This is a genomic window from Pseudidiomarina marina, assembly GCF_044807045.1.
GTDB lineage: Bacteria > Pseudomonadota > Gammaproteobacteria > Enterobacterales > Alteromonadaceae > Pseudidiomarina > Pseudidiomarina marina.
Genome location: NZ_CP085233.1, coordinates 1214575 through 1232848 on the forward strand (window position 1 = coordinate 1214575; position 18274 = coordinate 1232848).

General features: G+C 46.3%; 24 protein-coding genes. 23 read left to right on the forward strand and 1 reads right to left on the reverse strand.

The genetic code is table 11. The features are described from left to right. The first annotated feature begins 6 nt into the window (after window positions 1-6). The 6 genes from rpsR (at window position 7) to dnaB (ending at window position 4475) form a co-directional block, all read left to right on the forward strand. Window positions 7-234: a 30S ribosomal protein S18 gene (gene rpsR / locus LG272_RS05735; RefSeq protein ID WP_006956988.1), complete on the forward strand. Its 228-nt coding sequence runs from the start codon at window positions 7-9 to the stop codon at window positions 232-234. A gap of 43 nt (window positions 235-277) precedes the next feature. Further along, window positions 278-730 (forward strand): 50S ribosomal protein L9, encoded by a 453-nt coding sequence (gene rplI / locus LG272_RS05740; protein WP_126758422.1) that lies wholly within the window; start codon window positions 278-280, stop codon window positions 728-730. Between the two features lie 153 nt (window positions 731-883). After that, window positions 884-1453 (forward strand): RNA polymerase sigma factor, encoded by a 570-nt coding sequence (locus tag LG272_RS05745; RefSeq protein WP_241967915.1) that lies wholly within the window; start codon window positions 884-886, stop codon window positions 1451-1453. Continuing rightward, on the forward strand, window positions 1440-1970 hold the full coding sequence (locus LG272_RS05750; RefSeq protein WP_404409963.1) for a hypothetical protein: 531 nt from the start codon (window positions 1440-1442) through the stop codon (window positions 1968-1970). The genes LG272_RS05745 and LG272_RS05750 overlap by 14 nt, the downstream gene beginning before the upstream one ends. Window positions 1971-1983: 13 nt before the next feature. Further along, window positions 1984-2931, forward strand: a complete 948-nt coding sequence (locus LG272_RS05755; RefSeq protein ID WP_126758424.1) for a DUF4097 family beta strand repeat-containing protein — start codon at window positions 1984-1986, stop codon at window positions 2929-2931. A gap of 113 nt (window positions 2932-3044) precedes the next feature. Then, entirely contained in the window at window positions 3045-4475 is a 1431-nt protein-coding gene (gene dnaB / locus LG272_RS05760) for a replicative DNA helicase (RefSeq protein ID WP_126758425.1), read from the forward strand. A gap of 14 nt (window positions 4476-4489) precedes the next feature. On the opposite strand, the gene zur is transcribed toward dnaB, so the two are convergent. Further along, window positions 4490-4930, reverse strand: coding sequence for a zinc uptake transcriptional repressor Zur (gene zur, locus LG272_RS05765; RefSeq protein WP_126758426.1), 441 nt, complete (start codon window positions 4928-4930; stop codon window positions 4490-4492). A 69-nt stretch (window positions 4931-4999) separates the two neighbouring features. Here zur and LG272_RS05770 point away from each other — a divergent pair, with 69 nt between their 5' ends. The 17 genes from LG272_RS05770 to LG272_RS05850 all read left to right on the forward strand — a co-directional run bounded on the left by LG272_RS05770 (window position 5000) and on the right by LG272_RS05850 (window position 18235). Continuing rightward, complete coding sequence (locus LG272_RS05770) at window positions 5000-6541, forward strand: amidase (RefSeq protein ID WP_126758427.1); 1542 nt, start codon at window positions 5000-5002, stop codon at window positions 6539-6541. A gap of 52 nt (window positions 6542-6593) precedes the next feature. Beyond that, window positions 6594-7616: a tRNA dihydrouridine(20/20a) synthase DusA gene (dusA, locus tag LG272_RS05775; RefSeq protein WP_404409964.1), complete on the forward strand. Its 1023-nt coding sequence runs from the start codon at window positions 6594-6596 to the stop codon at window positions 7614-7616. A 178-nt stretch (window positions 7617-7794) separates the two neighbouring features. Further along, entirely contained in the window at window positions 7795-8067 is a 273-nt protein-coding gene (locus tag LG272_RS05780) for a hypothetical protein (protein ID WP_126758429.1), read from the forward strand. A 202-nt stretch (window positions 8068-8269) separates the two neighbouring features. Next, window positions 8270-9454, forward strand: coding sequence for a dipeptidase (locus LG272_RS05785; RefSeq protein ID WP_404409974.1), 1185 nt, complete (start codon window positions 8270-8272; stop codon window positions 9452-9454). Window positions 9455-9800: 346 nt separating this feature from the next. Next, window positions 9801-10112: a 30S ribosomal protein S10 gene (gene rpsJ, locus LG272_RS05790; RefSeq protein ID WP_008488677.1), complete on the forward strand. Its 312-nt coding sequence runs from the start codon at window positions 9801-9803 to the stop codon at window positions 10110-10112. Window positions 10113-10150: 38 nt separating this feature from the next. After that, the gene (rplC, locus tag LG272_RS05795; protein WP_156266812.1) at window positions 10151-10795 is read left to right on the forward strand and encodes a 50S ribosomal protein L3; all 645 of its coding nucleotides are present in this window, start codon (window positions 10151-10153) and stop codon (window positions 10793-10795) included. An 18-nt stretch (window positions 10796-10813) separates the two neighbouring features. Beyond that, entirely contained in the window at window positions 10814-11419 is a 606-nt protein-coding gene (rplD, locus tag LG272_RS05800) for a 50S ribosomal protein L4 (protein ID WP_092854199.1), read from the forward strand. Then, complete coding sequence (rplW, locus tag LG272_RS05805; protein WP_092591572.1) at window positions 11416-11718, forward strand: 50S ribosomal protein L23; 303 nt, start codon at window positions 11416-11418, stop codon at window positions 11716-11718. Before rplD ends, rplW begins: the two co-directional genes overlap by 4 nt. A 14-nt stretch (window positions 11719-11732) precedes the next feature. Further along, on the forward strand, window positions 11733-12557 hold the full coding sequence (rplB, locus tag LG272_RS05810) for a 50S ribosomal protein L2 (RefSeq protein WP_092854201.1): 825 nt from the start codon (window positions 11733-11735) through the stop codon (window positions 12555-12557). A 16-nt stretch (window positions 12558-12573) separates the two neighbouring features. After that, window positions 12574-12852: a 30S ribosomal protein S19 gene (gene rpsS, locus LG272_RS05815; protein ID WP_026860408.1), complete on the forward strand. Its 279-nt coding sequence runs from the start codon at window positions 12574-12576 to the stop codon at window positions 12850-12852. A gap of 12 nt (window positions 12853-12864) precedes the next feature. Further along, window positions 12865-13197, forward strand: coding sequence for a 50S ribosomal protein L22 (gene rplV / locus LG272_RS05820; protein WP_055438606.1), 333 nt, complete (start codon window positions 12865-12867; stop codon window positions 13195-13197). A gap of 10 nt (window positions 13198-13207) precedes the next feature. Then, the gene (rpsC, locus tag LG272_RS05825) at window positions 13208-13897 is read left to right on the forward strand and encodes a 30S ribosomal protein S3 (RefSeq protein ID WP_092854203.1); all 690 of its coding nucleotides are present in this window, start codon (window positions 13208-13210) and stop codon (window positions 13895-13897) included. 11 nt (window positions 13898-13908) lie between these two features. After that, a complete protein-coding gene (gene rplP, locus LG272_RS05830; protein ID WP_092854205.1) occupies window positions 13909-14322 on the forward strand; it encodes a 50S ribosomal protein L16 in 414 nt (137 codons plus the stop codon). Continuing rightward, complete coding sequence (rpmC, locus tag LG272_RS05835; RefSeq protein WP_055438609.1) at window positions 14322-14513, forward strand: 50S ribosomal protein L29; 192 nt, start codon at window positions 14322-14324, stop codon at window positions 14511-14513. Before rplP ends, rpmC begins: the two co-directional genes overlap by 1 nt. After that, window positions 14513-14776 (forward strand): 30S ribosomal protein S17, encoded by a 264-nt coding sequence (gene rpsQ / locus LG272_RS05840; RefSeq protein WP_092854207.1) that lies wholly within the window; start codon window positions 14513-14515, stop codon window positions 14774-14776. The genes rpmC and rpsQ overlap by 1 nt, the downstream gene beginning before the upstream one ends. Window positions 14777-14901: 125 nt before the next feature. Continuing rightward, the gene (locus LG272_RS05845) at window positions 14902-16872 is read left to right on the forward strand and encodes a BCCT family transporter (RefSeq protein WP_404407225.1); all 1971 of its coding nucleotides are present in this window, start codon (window positions 14902-14904) and stop codon (window positions 16870-16872) included. Window positions 16873-16882: 10 nt separating this feature from the next. Then, a complete protein-coding gene (locus LG272_RS05850) occupies window positions 16883-18235 on the forward strand; it encodes a carbohydrate porin (RefSeq protein WP_404407227.1) in 1353 nt (450 codons plus the stop codon). Window positions 18236-18274 lie beyond the last annotated feature (39 nt).

Sequence of the window (18274 nt, forward strand, 5' to 3'; positions counted from 1 at the left end):
ACCATCATGGCTCGTTTTTTCCGTCGCCGTAAATTCTGCCGTTTTAAGGCTGAAGGCGTTAAAGAAATTGATTACAAAGATATCGCTACTCTGAAAAACTATATCACTGAGAGTGGCAAAATCGTTCCTAGCCGCATCACTGGCACTTCTGCGAAGTACCAGCGTCAGTTGGCGCGTGCAATTAAACGTGCACGTTACTTGTCGTTGCTGCCTTACACTGATTCACATCAGTAAGCCGGCATCGCGAACGATCTCAGAAACTCAGAGGTAGCGTACAATGGAAATCATTCTATTAGACAAAATTGCCAACTTAGGTAGCTTGGGTGACCAAGTTTCAGTTAAGTCTGGCTATGCACGTAACTTTTTGTTCCCACAAGGTAAAGCAGTTCCTGCTACCGAAGCGAACATCAAAGTATTTGAAGAGCGTCGTGCTGAACTTGAAGCTAAATTGGCAGAAGAGTTAGCAGCAGCGCAAGCACGTGCAGAAAAAATCAATGCACTTGAGCCGGTTGTGATTAGCTCTAAAGCTGGTGACGAAGGTAAGTTGTTTGGTTCAATCGGTACTCGCGACATCGCGGATGCAGTAACTGCTGCAGGCGTTGAAGTTGTGAAAGCTGAAGTATTATTACCACACGGTACTTTGCGTGAAGTTGGTGAATACGACATCGAGTTGCACTTGCACTCAGACGTATTTGCTACTGTGAAGTTACAGGTTGTTGCTGCTGACTAATTGAGTCGCAGTTATCAATTTAAGAAAGCTGTCCATTCGGGCAGCTTTTTTTTTGGATTTTTTTTAAATCGTGTAAACCATAATGTGGTTAGTGACGACATACTAGGTACGAGAAATAACACTTAGCTGTACCAACTGAATCAAGGACTAACAGTGACAGCCCAAATACTAACAACAACGCAGTTTGATGATCCTGACATCGCACTTGCTAAAAAAGCCGGTGCTGGCGATCTCCAGGCGTTTCGAGAAATTTATGAACGGCACCATCGCCGAGTTTACGGTTTGGTACTGAGACTCGCGGCCGATCATGATGCCGCTCAGGATGTGACGCAAGAAGTGTTTATTCAGCTGTGGAAGAATCTCGAACGATTTCGCGGTGAGAGCAAGTTTAGTACGTGGTTACATACTGTCGCGACACGTGTGGCAATAACCGAATTGCGTAAACAAACGAAGCGTCTCAGCAAGTTGCAATTAGCTGGCGAGAACCAAGCGCAATTTGAACAGCAACTGGTGCAAGAAGATAGTGCTGACTTAAACCAACTGGATCACTTAGTAAAACGACTTCCGTTACAGATGCGCTGGGTTTTCGTGCTGCATTGTTTAGAGGGAATGCGCCATGAAGACGTGGCCGAGGAGTTAGGTATAGCAGTAGGCACTAGCAAAGCGCAGGTATTTCGCGCCCGAACATTATTAGAGGAGTGGCTAAGTTATGACAACGCATGATAACCGAGCTCAAGAGCTTGATGCGCTTATCCAACAAGCCATCGCTGAAAACCGTGAAGTAACCCCTCCGCGAGATCTTTGGCGTGGTATTGAAGCGAGTATCAGTCGCAGTCAAGTCACGTTGAAACGTAAACCTAGCAATTACTGGGTGTGGTTCACTGGTGCGGCGGCTTCGATATTTGTCATTGTTGGCGTTACCTTGAGCTTATCGATGAATTCAGTCAGTACAACCGTCAATGGGCAACAGCTTGAACTGTTGACCATGGTGACGCAGCAGCATCAACAACAACGCCAGATACTTTTAGCGAACTATGAAGATGCTGGTTTACAACCTACTTTTTCAGAGCTGCAATCTGAGCTTGAACAATTGCGTAGCGCTGCTGTGCAAGTCACAGAGCAATTGCGACTCGATCCGGATAATAGTGAGCTGTGGCAGTTTCTCCAATGGCTGCATCAGCAAGAACTCGATTTATTAAAAGTTATGTATCAACAACCACGCACCTATCAGCAGGTGTAACAGGAGTACGACCATGAAAGTATTTAATATGTTGATTGGCGCCGTTGTAATCGCGCTATCGTTTTCAGCACAGGCTCAGGGCGAACGAGTTGACCAGAAACTAGACATTCCAGCAAATGCACGCGTTGTTATTGATACAATGCGTGGCGAAGTGGATATTCGAGGTGGTTCAAATAATGTTGCCCACGTTACTGGTCGCTTGGACAAACACGCTGAGAAATTTGTTTTTGAGTTAAACGGCGATACCTTGACGATTAAAGTTGAAATGCCAAAGCGTGGTAATTACAACGATAACGATGGTAACGATCTGACAATAACATTACCGGAAACCGCTAGAGTAGAAGCTCGCGGCGTATCAGTAGATTTTAAAGTGTCAAACTTTAAATCAGCCGTAACGGCGAATACCGTAAGCGGAGATATTGCGGCTTCACAACTTGTTGGTAACGCACAGCTTGAGTCTGTAAGCGGCGATATCGAAGGAAAAGGTCTTGCCGGAGAACTAGCACTACGCAGCGTGAGTGGCGATGTGAAGGACCATGGCAGTGATAGCTCACGTGCAACTTATTCCAGCGTGAGTGGTGACTTGGCCGCAAAAACAAATGCCAAGGTTGTGCGTGTAGAAGCTGTTTCTGGTGATATTGAGTTACGCTTGCAACGTATCGAGTCACTTCAGGTGAATAGTGTTAGCGGTGATATCGATGCAAACTTAGAAGTAGCTCGTGAAGGCCGAGTGAGCGTTGAGAGTGTTAGCGGTGAAGTCAATATGCTGTTCAAGGGGTCTATTGACGCCGATATCGATGCTAAAACAAGTGCTGGTGGCGCTATCCATAATCACTTAACACAACAACAAGCAGAAGAATCACCCTTCGGCATTGGCCAACGCCTTAGCTTGCAGTTGGGCGAGCGTAGCGGCTCAATGACCTTCCGTACGGTCAGCGGTGACATCGTTCTTAAAAAGTAATTGATTGGAATGAGAAGAAGCGAATCAGCAAAATTATGCTGATTCGCTTTCTTACTGAGGCATCATTTTGTATAGTTTCGCTTGGTCGTTCAAATTAGTTCACTGGGACATTCATGGCAGACAAGCGCAGCGATAAGCATTCACGGCAAGGACAGCAAAAAATAAAAGATGCCAAACTAGATGCAATAAAAACGCCTCCCCATTCGATTGAAGCAGAGCAATCAGTTCTGGGTGGGTTGATGCTGGATAATCAGGCCTGGGATACGATTGCTGGGGAATTGATTGCGGATGATTTTTATCATCGCGGGCATCGCCTTATTTATCGAGCCATGCATCATTTAGCCGAGCGTACCCAACCGATTGACTTGGTCACAGTATCTGAAGTGTTGGAAACCTCAGGCGAACTTCAAGATGTTGGTGGTTTCGCGTACTTAGGTGAGATTGCCAAAAACACGCCAAGTGCAGCAAACATTAGAGCCTACGCGCAGATTGTACGCGAGCGCGCAGTGTTGCGAGAAATGATTGCAGTGGCCAATGAAATTGCCGAATCTGGTTTTGACACCCAAAACCGAACTTCCAGCGAACTTCTTGATCTTGCCGAAAGCAAAGTTTTTCAGATTGCCGAAAAACGTACCAACGAGAATGAAGGGCCGCAACCAATCTCGCCAATTCTGCAGAAAACTATCGATAGAATTGACGAACTTAGCCGTAGTAAAAATCATAATGGTATTACTGGCGCTTCAACCGGCTTCTACGATCTCGACCAAATGACAGCTGGATTACAACCGTCGGATCTCATTATTGTCGCAGCGCGTCCATCGATGGGGAAAACAACGTTTGCAATGAACCTAGCTGAAAACATTGCGATGCGCGCTGAGAAACCCGTTCTTGTGTTTAGTTTAGAAATGCCATCGGAACAAATCATGATGCGTATGCTCGCTTCACTAAGCCATGTGGACCAAACTAGAATTCGTACTGGGCGACTCGAAGAAGACGAATGGTCGCGTATCGCCTCAACAATCAATATTCTCAAAGATAAGAATAATATTTATATCGATGACTCATCTGGATTAACCCCGACTGAGGTGCGCTCTAGAGCACGACGTGTTTATCGCGAGAGTGGTGGTCTTTCGATGATTATGGTCGATTATCTGCAGTTAATGACCGTGCCAGGTATGTCAGAAAACCGAACGCTTGAGATTGCTGAAATCTCTCGCTCATTGAAAGCGTTAGCGAAAGAACTTGAAGTGCCTGTTGTTGCTTTGTCGCAGTTGAACCGCTCGTTGGAACAACGTACCAACAAACGGCCGGTTAACTCTGATTTACGTGAATCAGGCTCAATTGAGCAGGATGCCGACGTGATTATGTTTATCTATCGTGATGAAGTTTATCATCCAGAAAGTGAAGAAAAGGGCGTAGCGGAAGTGATTATTGGTAAGCAGCGTAATGGTCCTATTGGTAGTGTGAAGCTAAAATTCCAAGGACATTACTCGCGCTTTGATAATTTAGCGAAGATTGATATGCCAGACGGGCCTGATTACTAGGCCCGCTCGCTTTATTAACGGCAGTCTTTGCAGAGGCCGTGCGCCTCAATGGTTTGCGAAGCAACTAAGAAACCTTGTCCCTCAGCCTGCTTTTTCAGCGCATCATATACACCGTCTGATTGTATCTCTTGCACCGATCCGCAACGCTCACAAATTAACATTTGTACCGGATGCTGGTGGTCAAAATGGCTGCATAATACGTAGCTATTTGACGATGTGATTTTGTGAACAAAACCCTGCTCTTGCAAGAAATCTAATGCGCGATAAATGGTTGGCGGTTTAGCATTCGGTACCGCTGCTTTGAGTTTATCAAGCAGGTCGTAAGCACCAATAGCACCTTCTTGTTCAGCAAGGATCTCAAAAACCTCGCGGCGTGCCGGCGTTAAGCGGGCGCCACGTTGTTCACATAGTTGTTCGGCCTTATTGACGAGGCGCTGGGTTTCTTGTGTGTTCATGAGCAGCAGTTTATCATCGCTTTCATCAGGCGCAAAGCGCCATCTGTCAGTGACTTGAAAGGAATATAAATGAAAACAATAAAAGCACTTTGTTGGTTGGCGTTTTTTGTATTGTTCAGTGCGAATTCATGGGCGGCTGATGATCCGACAATTGAACAACTTCAATACCAATTAAACCGTGGTGAATTGACCAGTGTTGTTTTGGTTGAACGGTACTTGGATAGAATTGCCCAACACAATCGTGATGGTGCCGAACTTCAAGCGGTTTTGTCTGTGCAGGAGCGTGAGAAGCTATTACAGCAAGCCAAGCAGCTCGATGCCGAGCGTGAAGCCGGGAAAACTCGCAGTTCAATGCACGGTATTCCTGTACTGTTGAAAGATAATATTGATACTGCTGACGGGTTAGCTAACACCGCAGGTTCTTATTTATTGCGTGACCATATGCCACCCAACGATGCTTTTATTGTGGCGAAATTGCGCGAAGCCGGTGCAATTATTCTGGGTAAAGCCAACTTAAGTGAATGGGCGAACTTTCGCTCGACCAATTCGTCTTCTGGATGGAGTAGTTTGGGTGGTTTAGTTAAGAACCCATATGATCAGTCACGCACCGCTTGTGGCTCTAGTTCGGGTTCAGCTGCCGCAGTGAGCGCTAACTTTATTCCAGTTGCGGTTGGTACTGAAACGGACGGTAGTCTTGTTTGTCCGGCTGCCATTAACGGCATTGTGACCATTAAACCAACGGTTGGTTTACTCAGTCGCGATGGGATTATCCCGATCTCTGCAAGTCAAGATACGGCCGGACCAATGGCTCGTAGTGTCGCCGATGCCGTGCATCTAATGATGGCGATGCTGGGTTACGATAAAAGCGATGCCGCGAGTTATAACGACACAGTCAATTATGTAGAACATCTAAAAACCGATGGTTTGAAAGGAAAGCGCATTGGTGTGATGCGCGAGCTAGCTGGCTACAATAACGAGCTTGACCGCGTGTTTAATCGTCGGATTGAGGAGCTAGAAGCAGCTGGCGCCATTATTGTTGATGACCTCAGATTTCCAAATGGACGCAATTGGGGTGGCGATGAATATACCGTTTTGCTGTATGAGTTCGCTCATGGCATGCGCGAGTACTTTGAACAGAGCCCGCATCCGGATTTTAGTTCATTGGAAGACCTTATTGCTGCAAACAAGGAACATGCAGGCGTCACCATGAAATGGTTTGGACAAGAATTGTTCGAAATGTCAGTCGCTCGCCAAGCTGACCATGAGGATTATAAGCAAGCTAAGGCTGATGCTAAACGCAAAGCGGGCAAAGAAGGTATCGATGCGGTCTTGAAAGAGCATAACTTAGACATGCTTATTGCGCCGACTGTATCACCGGCATGGAAAATTGATTTAATTAATGGTGATCATTTTACCGGTTCAGCGAGTGGGGCGGCCGCAGTTGCTGGATATCCTCATATTACTGTGCCGATGGGTTTTGTTCAGCACATGCCAGTTGGATTAAGTTTTTTCGGCACCGCTCGTAGTGAGGGTGTTTTGATTGAAGCCGCACATGCTTTTGAATTGATGACGCAGGCACGACGGGCTCCGGTTGTGGCTAGCCCTCACTAGTAGAGAGTGGTAGAATCGCGCGCTCGAATTGAACCAGTAGTGAAGAAGTACAATGACCTATTATGATGCCGACAAATTAATTGCAATTGCGCCGATGTTAGATTGGACTGATCGGCATTGTCGGTATTTTCATCGGTTATTGACCCAAAAGTCAGTGCTTTACACTGAAATGGTGACTACGGGCGCAATTATTCACGGGAAAATGGACTTTTTGCAGTTTAACCCTGAAGAGCAACCCGTGGTTCTTCAGCTCGGTGGTAGCGACCCTGCGGCCATGGCTGAGTGCACTGCGCGAGCAGCTGAACGTGGTTATCAAGAAGTAAATATCAATGTTGGTTGCCCGTCAGATCGAGTGCAAAACGGTAGTTTCGGCGCCTGCTTAATGGCCGAACCGGAAATTGTAGCAGCATGCGTTAAAGCGATGCGCGATGCCGCACCGAATACGATTGTTTCGGTCAAAACTCGACTTGGCATTGATGAACACGATAGTGACGAGTATCTTCAAGCGTTTATGGAGCCGGTAATGGATGCCGGTTGCCAGCATTTTACTCTGCATGCACGTAACGCCTGGCTAAAAGGCTTGAGCCCGAAACAAAATAGGGACGTTCCACCGCTTCGCTATGATCGTGTATATCGCATGAAAGAGCGTTACCCGCATTTGCACCTATCTATTAATGGCGGCATTAAAAGTGTTGCCGAAATCAAGCAGCATCTACACTATGTTGATGGCGTAATGATTGGCCGTGAAGCCTATCAAAATCCATATCTGTTAACTGAGTTTGACGGTTTACTCGGACATAATCGTCAGGTTGACGTCGAGTTGGTTATTGAATCAATGATTGCCTATACCGATCACCATGTGGAGCAAGGCGGCCGACCATGGCATGTATTACGACATATGATTGGTTTGTTTCAAGGTGGGCCTGGTGCTAAAAAGTGGCGACAGGTACTCAGCCAGCTTGGTCCGCAAGCTACTGCTGCGCGTCCTGTTTTGGAGGCGGCATACCATGAAGTTGTATCAGCCCGTACGCTTTTTGCCGAAAAATTGGCTAATTTCACAACTGAAACAAGTTAACTGCACATCAGTGAAGCTCGGGTATATGATCACTTTTAATTAAAAAGAAAATATACAAGCCTTTGAAAAATAAAGAATAAATAAATTTTTTAGCGTCACCCGCCAAAGTTGGCACAACCTTTGCTTATCTCCTAGCGACTAAATAATTAGTCCACGAATACTAACTAGGAGATTACCCATGAAAACCACAATCACTTCAATCGTTGTAGCTTCTGCTTTATTGTTCGGTTCAGCGCAAGCACAAGAAAAACAAACAGACAGTAATTTACAATTGTCTTTAAAAGAAAGCATTTCACAAGAAGTTAGCAACACGCGTCAGCAAGTTAAATCAAAAAACCAACTTGAGTTGATGCAGTATATTGCTGAAGTAAAATTTGCATTAGATCCATCACGCATGTTGACTAATGTGGCTGAAGTTGCCGTTGACTTAATTGCCGGTAACGAGGAATAACAGCATGTGGATGCAATCCAGTTTTCTTGTCGCGATGATGGCAGCACCAGTATTGGGTACCGTGGTTGCTGGTGCGGTCGTCATCGCTACTGCTGCGATAAGCGTCGACAAATCCGAGTGAATACAATATAAACATGTGGTAGGCTGATTTTCACCGTTAATTCTTATAATAAGAGGAAGTTACTGCGTGAATAAGCCACTTATGTTGGGTTTGGTTGGCGCCCTGAGTCTAACAACTATTGCCACAGCGCAAGAGTATACAGCTAGTGACAAAGCGCATGAAATTGCGCAGAAGAATTTAATTATTGATACACACATTGATGTGCCATATCGATTAAATAACGATTGGGAAGATGTTTCACGCGCAACACAACGTGGTGACTTCGACTACCCTCGTGCAAAGCAGGGCGGTTTGAATGTTCCGTTCATGTCGATTTATATTCCAGCGCAATTAGAACAAACGCCAGGAGCTAGCTATCAATTAGCGCATCAGCTTATTGATAGTATGGAAGCCTTAGCTTGGCGAGCCCCGCAAAAATTTGCTATGGCATATAGTGTCGATCAAGTGATGCAGCAACAAGAGCGCGGCGTTATTTCTTTAGCCCTTGGTATGGAAAACGGTTCGCCAATTGAAGGCGACTTAAACAACCTCCACGAATTCTATAATCGAGGTATTCGCTATATTACCTTGGCACACAGCCAGTCGAATCACATCTCAGATTCATCATACGATATTCGCCGTCAATGGAATGGCTTAAGTCCATTTGGCAAAGAGCTGGTAAAAGAAATGAACAACGTCGGGGTGATGATTGATATCTCTCACGTGTCGGACGAAGCATTCTGGCAAGCCGTCGAGCTCTCGCAAGTTCCAGTTATCGCATCGCATTCTTCACTACGTAAATATACGCCAGGTTTTGAGCGTAATATGAGTGACGAGATGATCAAAGGCCTCGCCGAAAATGGCGGCGTTATCATGATCAACTTCGGCTCATCGTTTGTTACGCAGCAAGCAAACCGATACGGCGATATCGTTCGTAAGCAAATTGCTGCGATCAATGAGCAATATGGAGAAGGCAGCGAGGAAGCTGAAAAGCGCATCGCTGAAGTACGCGCAAAAAATCCGTTCCCGTTCGCGACCCTTGAAGAAGTGCTGAACCATATTGACCATGTGAAAAACCTCGTTGGTATTGATTACATAGGTATTGGTTCGGATTACGACGGTGTTGGTGACTCACTGCCGGTGGGCTTGAAGGATGTCTCAACTTATCCAAACTTGGTTCAAGGGCTTCTTGACCGGGGCTACAGTGAAGAAGAAATTGAGAAGATTCTGTATAAGAACTTTGTACGTGTGTGGCGCGAAGTAGAAGACTACGCCGCCAACCACTAAAAGCAAGAGCGCTATTAGCTGTTAGATATTCGATATTAGATCTTTAATTTCGAAACTCGGTTAATAGCGCACTTTTCTCTCTTTCCAATATCAACTCTAAACCCGCTAATATCTAATATCTAACAGCTAATATCGGCCTTGCTTTTTCCCTTCAAAAGTGTATAATTCGCGGCCACAGTTGATGAACTCCTTGGAGCGCTCACAGCTGTGTTAGGTTGCCACAGCAGTCCCGATAGGGGATTGAATGGATTTTTCGTTGAAAATGCCACGCCCGGTATGCTGCCAGGGTGTCGGTTTTTTTCTGTGCTCTTTTTTAAATGCTCTTTAATTGAGGCTTTGATTTTTTATGGCTAATCAAAGAATTCGGATTCGCTTGAAAGCGTTCGATCATCGTCTGATTGACCAGTCGACTGCAGAAATCGTTGAGACTGCAAAACGCACTGGTGCTCAGGTACGTGGCCCAATTCCACTACCTACACGCAAAGAACGTTTCACCGTGTTGATTTCTCCACACGTGAACAAAGATGCGCGTGACCAGTACGAGATCCGTACCCACAAGCGTTTGATCGACATCATGGACCCAACTGACAAGACTGTAGACGCATTAATGCGTTTAGACCTTGCAGCGGGTGTTGATGTACAGATCAGCCTGGGCTAAGCGGGCAGTAATAGGATTACACACGAGAGGTTTTAACAATGGCTATTGGTCTAGTCGGTCGTAAAGTAGGAATGACTCGCGTCTTCCAAGAAGACGGCGCTTCTGTACCTGTTACTGTGATCGAAGTGACAGCAAACCGTGTGACTCAGGTTAAATCTGAGGAAACTGACGGTTATCGCGCGCTTCAAGTGACTACAGGTACTAAAAAAGCAAACCGCGTTACTAAACCACTTGCTGGTCACTTCGCGAAAGCGGGTGTTGAAGCAGGTCGCGGTCTCTGGGAATTCCGCCTAGAGAACGGTGAAGGTGAAGATTTTGCAGTAGGTTCTGAAATCACTGTTGAGATTTTTGCAGACACCAAACAAGTAGACGTTACCGGTACCTCAAAAGGTAAAGGTTTCCAAGGTGCTGTTAAGCGCTGGAATTTCCGTACTCAGGACGCTACCCATGGTAACTCGTTGTCGCATCGTGCGCCGGGTTCTATTGGTCAAAACCAGTCTCCTGGTCGGGTATTCAAAGGCAAGAAGATGGCAGGTCAAATGGGTAACAAGCAAGTAACTGTACAAACGCTTGACGTTGTACGTGTTGACGCAGAGCGTGGCTTGTTGCTGATTCGCGGTGCTGTCCCTGGTGCTATTGGTGGCGATGTAATCGTCAAGCCAGCAGTCAAGGCTAAGGCGTAACGTCTGAGGAGAATGGTGATGGAATTAACATTAAAAGACGCAAAAGGCGCTCTTGAAGTTTCCGAAGCTACCTTTGGACGTGAGTTCAACGAAGCTCTGATTCATCAGGTAGTCGTTGCTTATGCTGCGGGCGCTCGTCAGGGCACCAAAGCACAAAAGACGCGTTCTGAAGTATCTGGCGGTGGCAAAAAGCCATGGCGTCAGAAGGGTACTGGCCGCGCTCGCGCAGGTACTATCCGTAGCCCAATTTGGCGCTCTGGTGGTACTACGTTTGCAGCGAAACCACGCAGCCACGACCAAAAAGTAAATAAGAAAATGTACCGCGGTGCGATGAAAAGCATCTTGTCTGAACTTGTTCGTCAAGACCGTTTAATCGTGGTAGAGAAGTTTGGTGTTGAATCACCAAAAACTAAAGCATTAGCAGCTCAGCTGAAGTCAATGGATTTGAACGACGTTCTTATCGTGACTAAAGAAGTTGACGAGAACTTGTTCTTAGCCGCACGTAACTTGCACAAAGTTGACGTTCGCGACGTTCAAGGTCTTGACCCTGTAAGCTTGATTGCTTTTGAAAAAGTTTTGATGACTGCTGACGCAGTGAAGCAAATCGAGGAGGTATTATCATGATGCGCGAAGAACGTTTGCTGACTGTAATTCTGGCTCCTCACGTTTCTGAAAAGTCTACTGTGACTGCAGAAACAGCTAACACTGTCGTGTTCAAAGTAGCGAAAGACGCCACTAAACCGCAAATTAAAGCAGCTGTAGAAAAGTTGTTTGAAGTTGAGGTTGATAGCGTTCGCACTGTGAACGTAAAAGGCAAAACCAAACGTACCGGCATGCGCTTCGGTAAGCGCAGCGACTGGAAAAAAGCGTATGTCACCCTGAAAGAAGGTGCGGACATCGACTTCGTCGGCGGCGCTGAGTAACAGGAGGAATTCACATGGCATTAGTTAAGTGTAAGCCTACGTCTCCAGGTCGTCGCCACGTAGTTAAAGTGGTTAACGAAGACCTGTACAAAGGTAAGCCTTACGCCCCGTTGTTGGATAAAAACAACAAAAAAGGCGGTCGTAACAATAATGGTCGTATTACTGTTCGTCACATCGGCGGTGGTCACAAGCATCACTACCGTATGGTCGACTTTAAACGCGACAAAGACGGTATCCCAGCGAAAGTTGAGCGTTTGGAATATGATCCAAACCGTTCAGCGAACATCGCTTTGGTTCTGTATGCAGACGGTGAGCGTCGCTACATTCTTGCTCCAAAAGGCATGAAAGCTGGCGATCAAATCGTATCTGGTTCAGATGCACCGATTAAAAGCGGTAACGCACTTCCACTGCGCAATATCCCAGTGGGTTCAGTGATTCACGCTATCGAAATGAAGCCTGGTAAAGGTGCTCAGTTGGCTCGTTCAGCTGGTGCGTCAGTACAGCTTCTAGCTCGCGATGGCGCGTACGTAACTGTACGTTTGCGTTCTGGCGAAATGCGCCGCATTCAGTCGGATTGCCGTGCAACCATCGGTGAAGTAGGTAACGCAGAGCACATGCTGCGTCAATTGGGTAAAGCTGGTGCGCAGCGCTGGCGTGGTGTTCGTCCTACCGTTCGTGGTGTGGCGATGAACCCAGTTGATCACCCACACGGTGGTGGTGAAGGTCGTACTTCTGGTGGCCGTCATCCGGTTACTCCTTGGGGTACTCCGACTAAGGGTTATAAGACCCGTAAGAACAAGCGTACTGATAAGTTCATCGTACGTCGTCGCAACAAATAAGAGTTGAGGATTAGACATGCCACGTTCTCTTAAAAAAGGTCCATTTATCGACCTTCACCTACTGAATAAGGTGGAGAAAGCGTTGGAAGCCGGGGACAAAAAGCCAATTAAAACTTGGTCCCGTCGTTCAATGATTATCCCTGATATGATCGGCTTAACTATCGCTGTTCATAACGGTCGCCAGCACGTACCAGTTTTCGTTTCTGACGAAATGATTGGTCACAAGCTTGGTGAATTCGCACCAACCCGCACTTATCGTGGCCACGCCGCTGATAAGAAAGCGAAGAAACGCTAAGGGAGACATAAGATGGAAGCTATTGCTATTCACAAGTTTGCCAAGCTTTCTGCGCAAAAGGGCCGTTTGGTAGCGGATCAGATTCGCGGATTACCAGTAGCGAAAGCTCTGGATATTCTGAACTACAGCCCTAAAGACGCAGCTGTGCTGCTGAAGAAGGTGTTGGAGTCAGCTATCGCGAATGCTGAACACAACGAAGGTGCCGACATCGACGAGTTAAAAGTTGCTAAAGTAATGGTAGACGAAGGTCCAACCATGAAACGCATCAAGCCTCGTGCGAAAGGTCGTGCTGATCGTATCTTTAAGCGTACCAGCCACATTACTGTGGTTGTATCAGATAGCTAGGAGATAAATTATGGGTCAGAAAGTACATCCTAATGGTATTCGCCTAGGTATCACCAAACCATGGAATTCAACCTGGTTCGCGAATACGAAAGATTTTGCTGATAACCTGCACAGCGATCACTTGGTTCGCAAGATGTTGAACAAAGAACTGGCTAACGCGTCAGTTTCACGTATCGTCATCGAGCGTCCAGCGAAGAGCATCCGCGTGACTATCCACACTGCACGTCCAGGTGTTGTGATTGGTAAGAAAGGCGAAGACGTTGAGAAGTTGCGTCAAGCAGTTTCTAAACTGACTGGTGTTCCTGCGCAAATCAACATCTCAGAAGTGCGCAAGCCTGAGCTTGATTCACAACTGGTTGCTGAAAACATCGCTGGCCAGCTAGAGCGTCGTGTCATGTTCCGTCGTGCAATGAAGCGCGCGGTTCAAAACGCCATGCGTCTTGGCGCCAAAGGTATCAAAGTTGAAGTTAGTGGCCGTTTAGGCGGCGCGGAAATCGCACGTACCGAATGGTACCGCGAAGGTCGTGTTCCATTGCACACATTGCGTGCGGATATCGACTACTCAACCGCTGAAGCTAACACCACTTACGGTATCATTGGTATCAAAGTATGGATCTTCAAAGGCGAAGTTCTTGGCGGCATGCCAGTTGCTGAAGAAAAGCCAGCAGCTCCAGCAAAACGCCCTAAAGGCCGTAAGTAAGGAGATACGATATGTTACAACCAAAGCGTACTAAATTCCGTAAGGTACACAAAGGCCGTAACCGCGGCCTGGCGCAAGCAGGTAACAAGGTCAGCTTCGGTACTTTCGGTTTGAAATCGGTTGAGCGTGGTCGTATGACTGCTCGCCAAATCGAAGCGGCTCGTCGTGCCATGACGCGTCACGTGAAACGTCAAGGTAAAATTTGGATCCGCGTGTTCCCTGACAAGCCAATCACTCAGAAGCCTCTTGAAGTGCGTATGGGTAAAGGTAAAGGTAGCGTGGAATACTGGGTAGCTCAAATTCAGCCAGGTCGTGTCCTGTATGAAATGGACGGTGTTTCGGAAGAGTTAGCGCGTGAAGCGTTTGACCTTGCGGCACGTAAGCTGCCATTCAAAACCACCTTTGTGACTCGGACGGTGATGTAATGAAAGCGAACGAACTGAAAGAAAAAACCGTTGAGCAGCTGAACGAAGAGTTGTTAGGTTTGCGTCGTGAGCAGTTTAACCTGCGCATGCAAGCAGCCACTGGTCAGCTGAATCAAACTCACATGTTGAAGCAAGTGCGTCGTGATATCGCACGTGTGAAAACTATCTTGAATCAGAAGGCAGGTGCGTAATGGCTGAAGAAAAACGTGTTCGTACTCTGCAAGGTCGTGTTACTAGCGACAAGATGGACAAGTCTATCACTGTAGCTGTAACTCGCCGTGTAAAACACCCGGTATATGGTAAGTACATTACCCGTACCACCAAGTTACACGCACACGACGAAAACAACGAGTGTAAAGCTGGCGATACCGTGATTATTCGCGAAACTCGTCCAGTATCTAAGACGAAGTCTTGGGCACTAGTTGAGATTGTAGAGCGCGCTGAAGTAATCTAACCGATTACTTAATAACGTGATTAATAAACGACCACCCTCGGGTGGTCGTTTTTTTTGTGTTCAGGAAATTTTCTCAATCAACGCTATAATAATCGAAAGTTTTTCAATTCAAGCAAGGACATAGAATGAACGATACTAACGCTCCTGCAAGACTGAATCCCCCTGTATTCTATAGTGCGGCCGGTTTAATCATTGTGATTTTATTATTCGCAGCCATTGTCCCAGAAACAGCGAATAGTTGGTTTCAAACCGTTCAGGCAGCCATTATTGAGAATGGTAGCTGGTTCTATGTGCTTGCCGTCGCAATTATACTTCTGAGCGTTCTTTATCTGGGCTTTTCGAAAATGGGTGCGATTAAGCTCGGCCCTGATCACTCTGCTCCCGATTATTCAAAAATCACCTGGTTTTCAATGTTGTTCTCCGCAGGGATGGGTATCGGTTTGATGTTTTTCGGTGTAGCCGAACCAGTGATGCACTTTTTAGCTCCGCCAGTAGCAGAGGCAGGTAGTGTCGAAGCCGCTCGTGAGGCGATGAAGATTACATTCTTCCATTGGGGCCTTCATGCTTGGGCTATCTATGCCATTGTCGCATTAATTCTCGCATTTTTCGCTTATCGGCATGGCTTACCGCTTACGCTTCGCTCGGCGCTTTACCCTATGATTGGTGACAGAATATATGGCCCCATCGGTCATGTTGTTGACGTGTTTGCGGTGATCGGTACCGTATTCGGGGTAGCAACATCCTTAGGTTATGGTGTGACGCAAATTAACGCTGGTATTAATTACCTATTCGATGTTCCGGTTTCTGACACAGTACAAGTATTGCTGATTATTGGTGTAACTTTACTTGCAGTTATTTCGGTTACCACTGGCTTGGATAAAGGTATCCGTCGATTGTCCGAACTAAACATGATTCTTGCCGTGTTATTGCTGGTGTTTGTTTTGTTACTTGGGCCAACCGTATTCCTCTTACAAGCATTTGTACAAAATACGGGTTCATATGTGTCTGAACTCGTCAATAACACGTTCAACCTGTTTGCCTATGAAAAAACCGATTGGATTGGCGGTTGGACCGTCTTTTATTGGGGGTGGTGGCTAAGTTGGGCACCGTTTGTAGGTTTATTCATTGCGCGCGTTTCGCGTGGACGCACGATTCGTGAGTTCGTCTTAGGTGTGTTATTGGTACCTGCCGGCTTCACGCTCATGTGGATGACATTTTTCGGTAACTCAGCCATAGATATGATTCTTAATAAGGGCGTTGTGTCGCTCGGTGAAATGGTTGAAAACGATGTATCGATTGCTCTATTTGCCTTTTTGGAGCAGTTTCCGTGGAGTAGTTTCTTGAGTGTGGTTGCGACGCTTATGGTTGTCGTTTTCTTTGTCACTTCATCCGACTCGGGTTCAATGGTAGTCGATATGCTGTGCTCCAATGGTCGCGATGATACACCGGCGTGGCAACGTATATTCTGGGCGAGCGGAGAAGGAATCGTCGCTATTATTCTGCTCTTGGCTGGTGGTTTAGGCGCACTACAAACTATGACCATCGCTAGCGCGCTGCCGTTTACGATCATTCTTCTTGTGGCAACTTATGGACTGATCCAAGCCTTGCGCGTAGACGTTCATAAAAAAGATACATTACAAAATAACTATTTAACTGCGTCATCACAGAGCAATAAGAATTGGCGCGAACGCTTACATAACATTATCGATTTTCCTAGCAAGTCAGTCGGGCAACGTTTCTTATTACAAGTGGTAGAACCTGCTTTTAAAGATGTTGCCGAGGAAATGGAAGCCAGCGGGCTAACTGTCACCTTGCAGATTGAGGATAAAAACCTCAAGACGTTTCGTGTGATTCATGGTGATGAAATCGATTTCATATATCAAGTTGAGCTTGCTTCACATATTCAACCCGCGTTTATTTATGCCGAGGGAGAGCAACAAGACGCACCTGAGGAACAAAAATACTATCGCGCCGAAGTTCACCTACGTGAAGGCGGTCAGGATTACGATATTTTAGGTTGGTCACGTGATGCAGTGATAGGAGATATCATCGATCATTACCACAAACACATGCATTTCCTGCATGTTCTGCGTTAAGGAACAGACTATGAAATTGAAACTGTTAACCGTAGCGATGGCGACTTTGATCACCGCACCAAGTGCGTTTGGTCAGGCAAATGAGTTGACAAGTACTGAAGAGTTACAGCAGCTAATTGAACAAATCGAGCAGTTAAAACAACGCGTTGTCGATCTAGAGCAACGTGTTGCTTCGCAGCAGCAAGAACAAGCACAGCAATCTGAACAACAGGAAGAAATTGCGCCGCGTCGTGAGGTAAGAAGTTCGGCCTTAGCAGCACGAGTAGAACGATTAGAAGAAGATGTCCAAGACGCGAAGAATGATCCGATTCGCATTGGAGGCGCCGTTCGGGCTCAATACGTATGGGAAGATTATAATGATCCTTTGAAAGATCGCGGCGGTGATTTCGATTTTGATCTGGTTCGAATTGATTACAGTGGTGAAATTGGCGATGTAATTCTGTCGGCCCAATATCGCTGGTTCCAATATATGGATGTCGTGCAGCATGCATGGGTTGGGTATAACTTCACTGAAAACTGGCAGGGGCAGTTAGGTGTGACTAAGGTCCCATTTGGTAACACCCCGTATAACTCAAACAGTTATTTCTTTAGTTCAAACTTTTACGTTGGCTTAGAAGATGACCACGATATCGGTGCGAAAATGCGTTATCGCGATGCCGACTGGGATTTTGACATTGCCTTCTTTAAATCGGATGAGCTCGGTGGTGCAGACGGTTTAGCAACGAATAAATCGGATCGTTACGCTTACGATGCGGTTGGTATTCGGATCCCTGATGAAGGTTTGTATGATGATCCGACTGTTCTCGCTGCCGAAACCAATAGCTGGGCATTACGCGGTGTGCGTAAATGGTCGTTTGACGATATTCGTTCAGCAGAATTCGGCGCATCAGTGCAGTGGGGCGACATGAATGATGGCGTTGATAATGTTGGCGAACGTATTGCTTGGGCAGTTCATGGTCTTTATAACTACGATCGCTGGACGTTCATGGGGCAAGTCACGCAATACGATTACGATATGGATGTTACGAATGCAGGCATTGTCGTGGGCGCCTACAATTACTTTGATACCATTCCAACGAAAGCTACCTTGTACTCAGCAAACATCGCGTACAGTCTTCCAGTGAAATGGGGCCCGGTAACCAACTTAACGTTTTACAATGATTTTAGCTTGATGACCGATAAACGTTTTTATTCCGAAGATACATTAATGAATGTGCTAGGCGTTGCGGTTTCAGCGGGCGGTTTGTACACCTACTTTGATTTGGTGACAGCACGTAATCAACCGTTTGTTGGTGGCTCCATGAGCGGCAATGCTACGGATACCAACACCCGTTTCAACATTAATATAGGCTATTATTTTTGAGCAAAAATGAGTACAGTGACCCTATTCAAACAGTTGTTT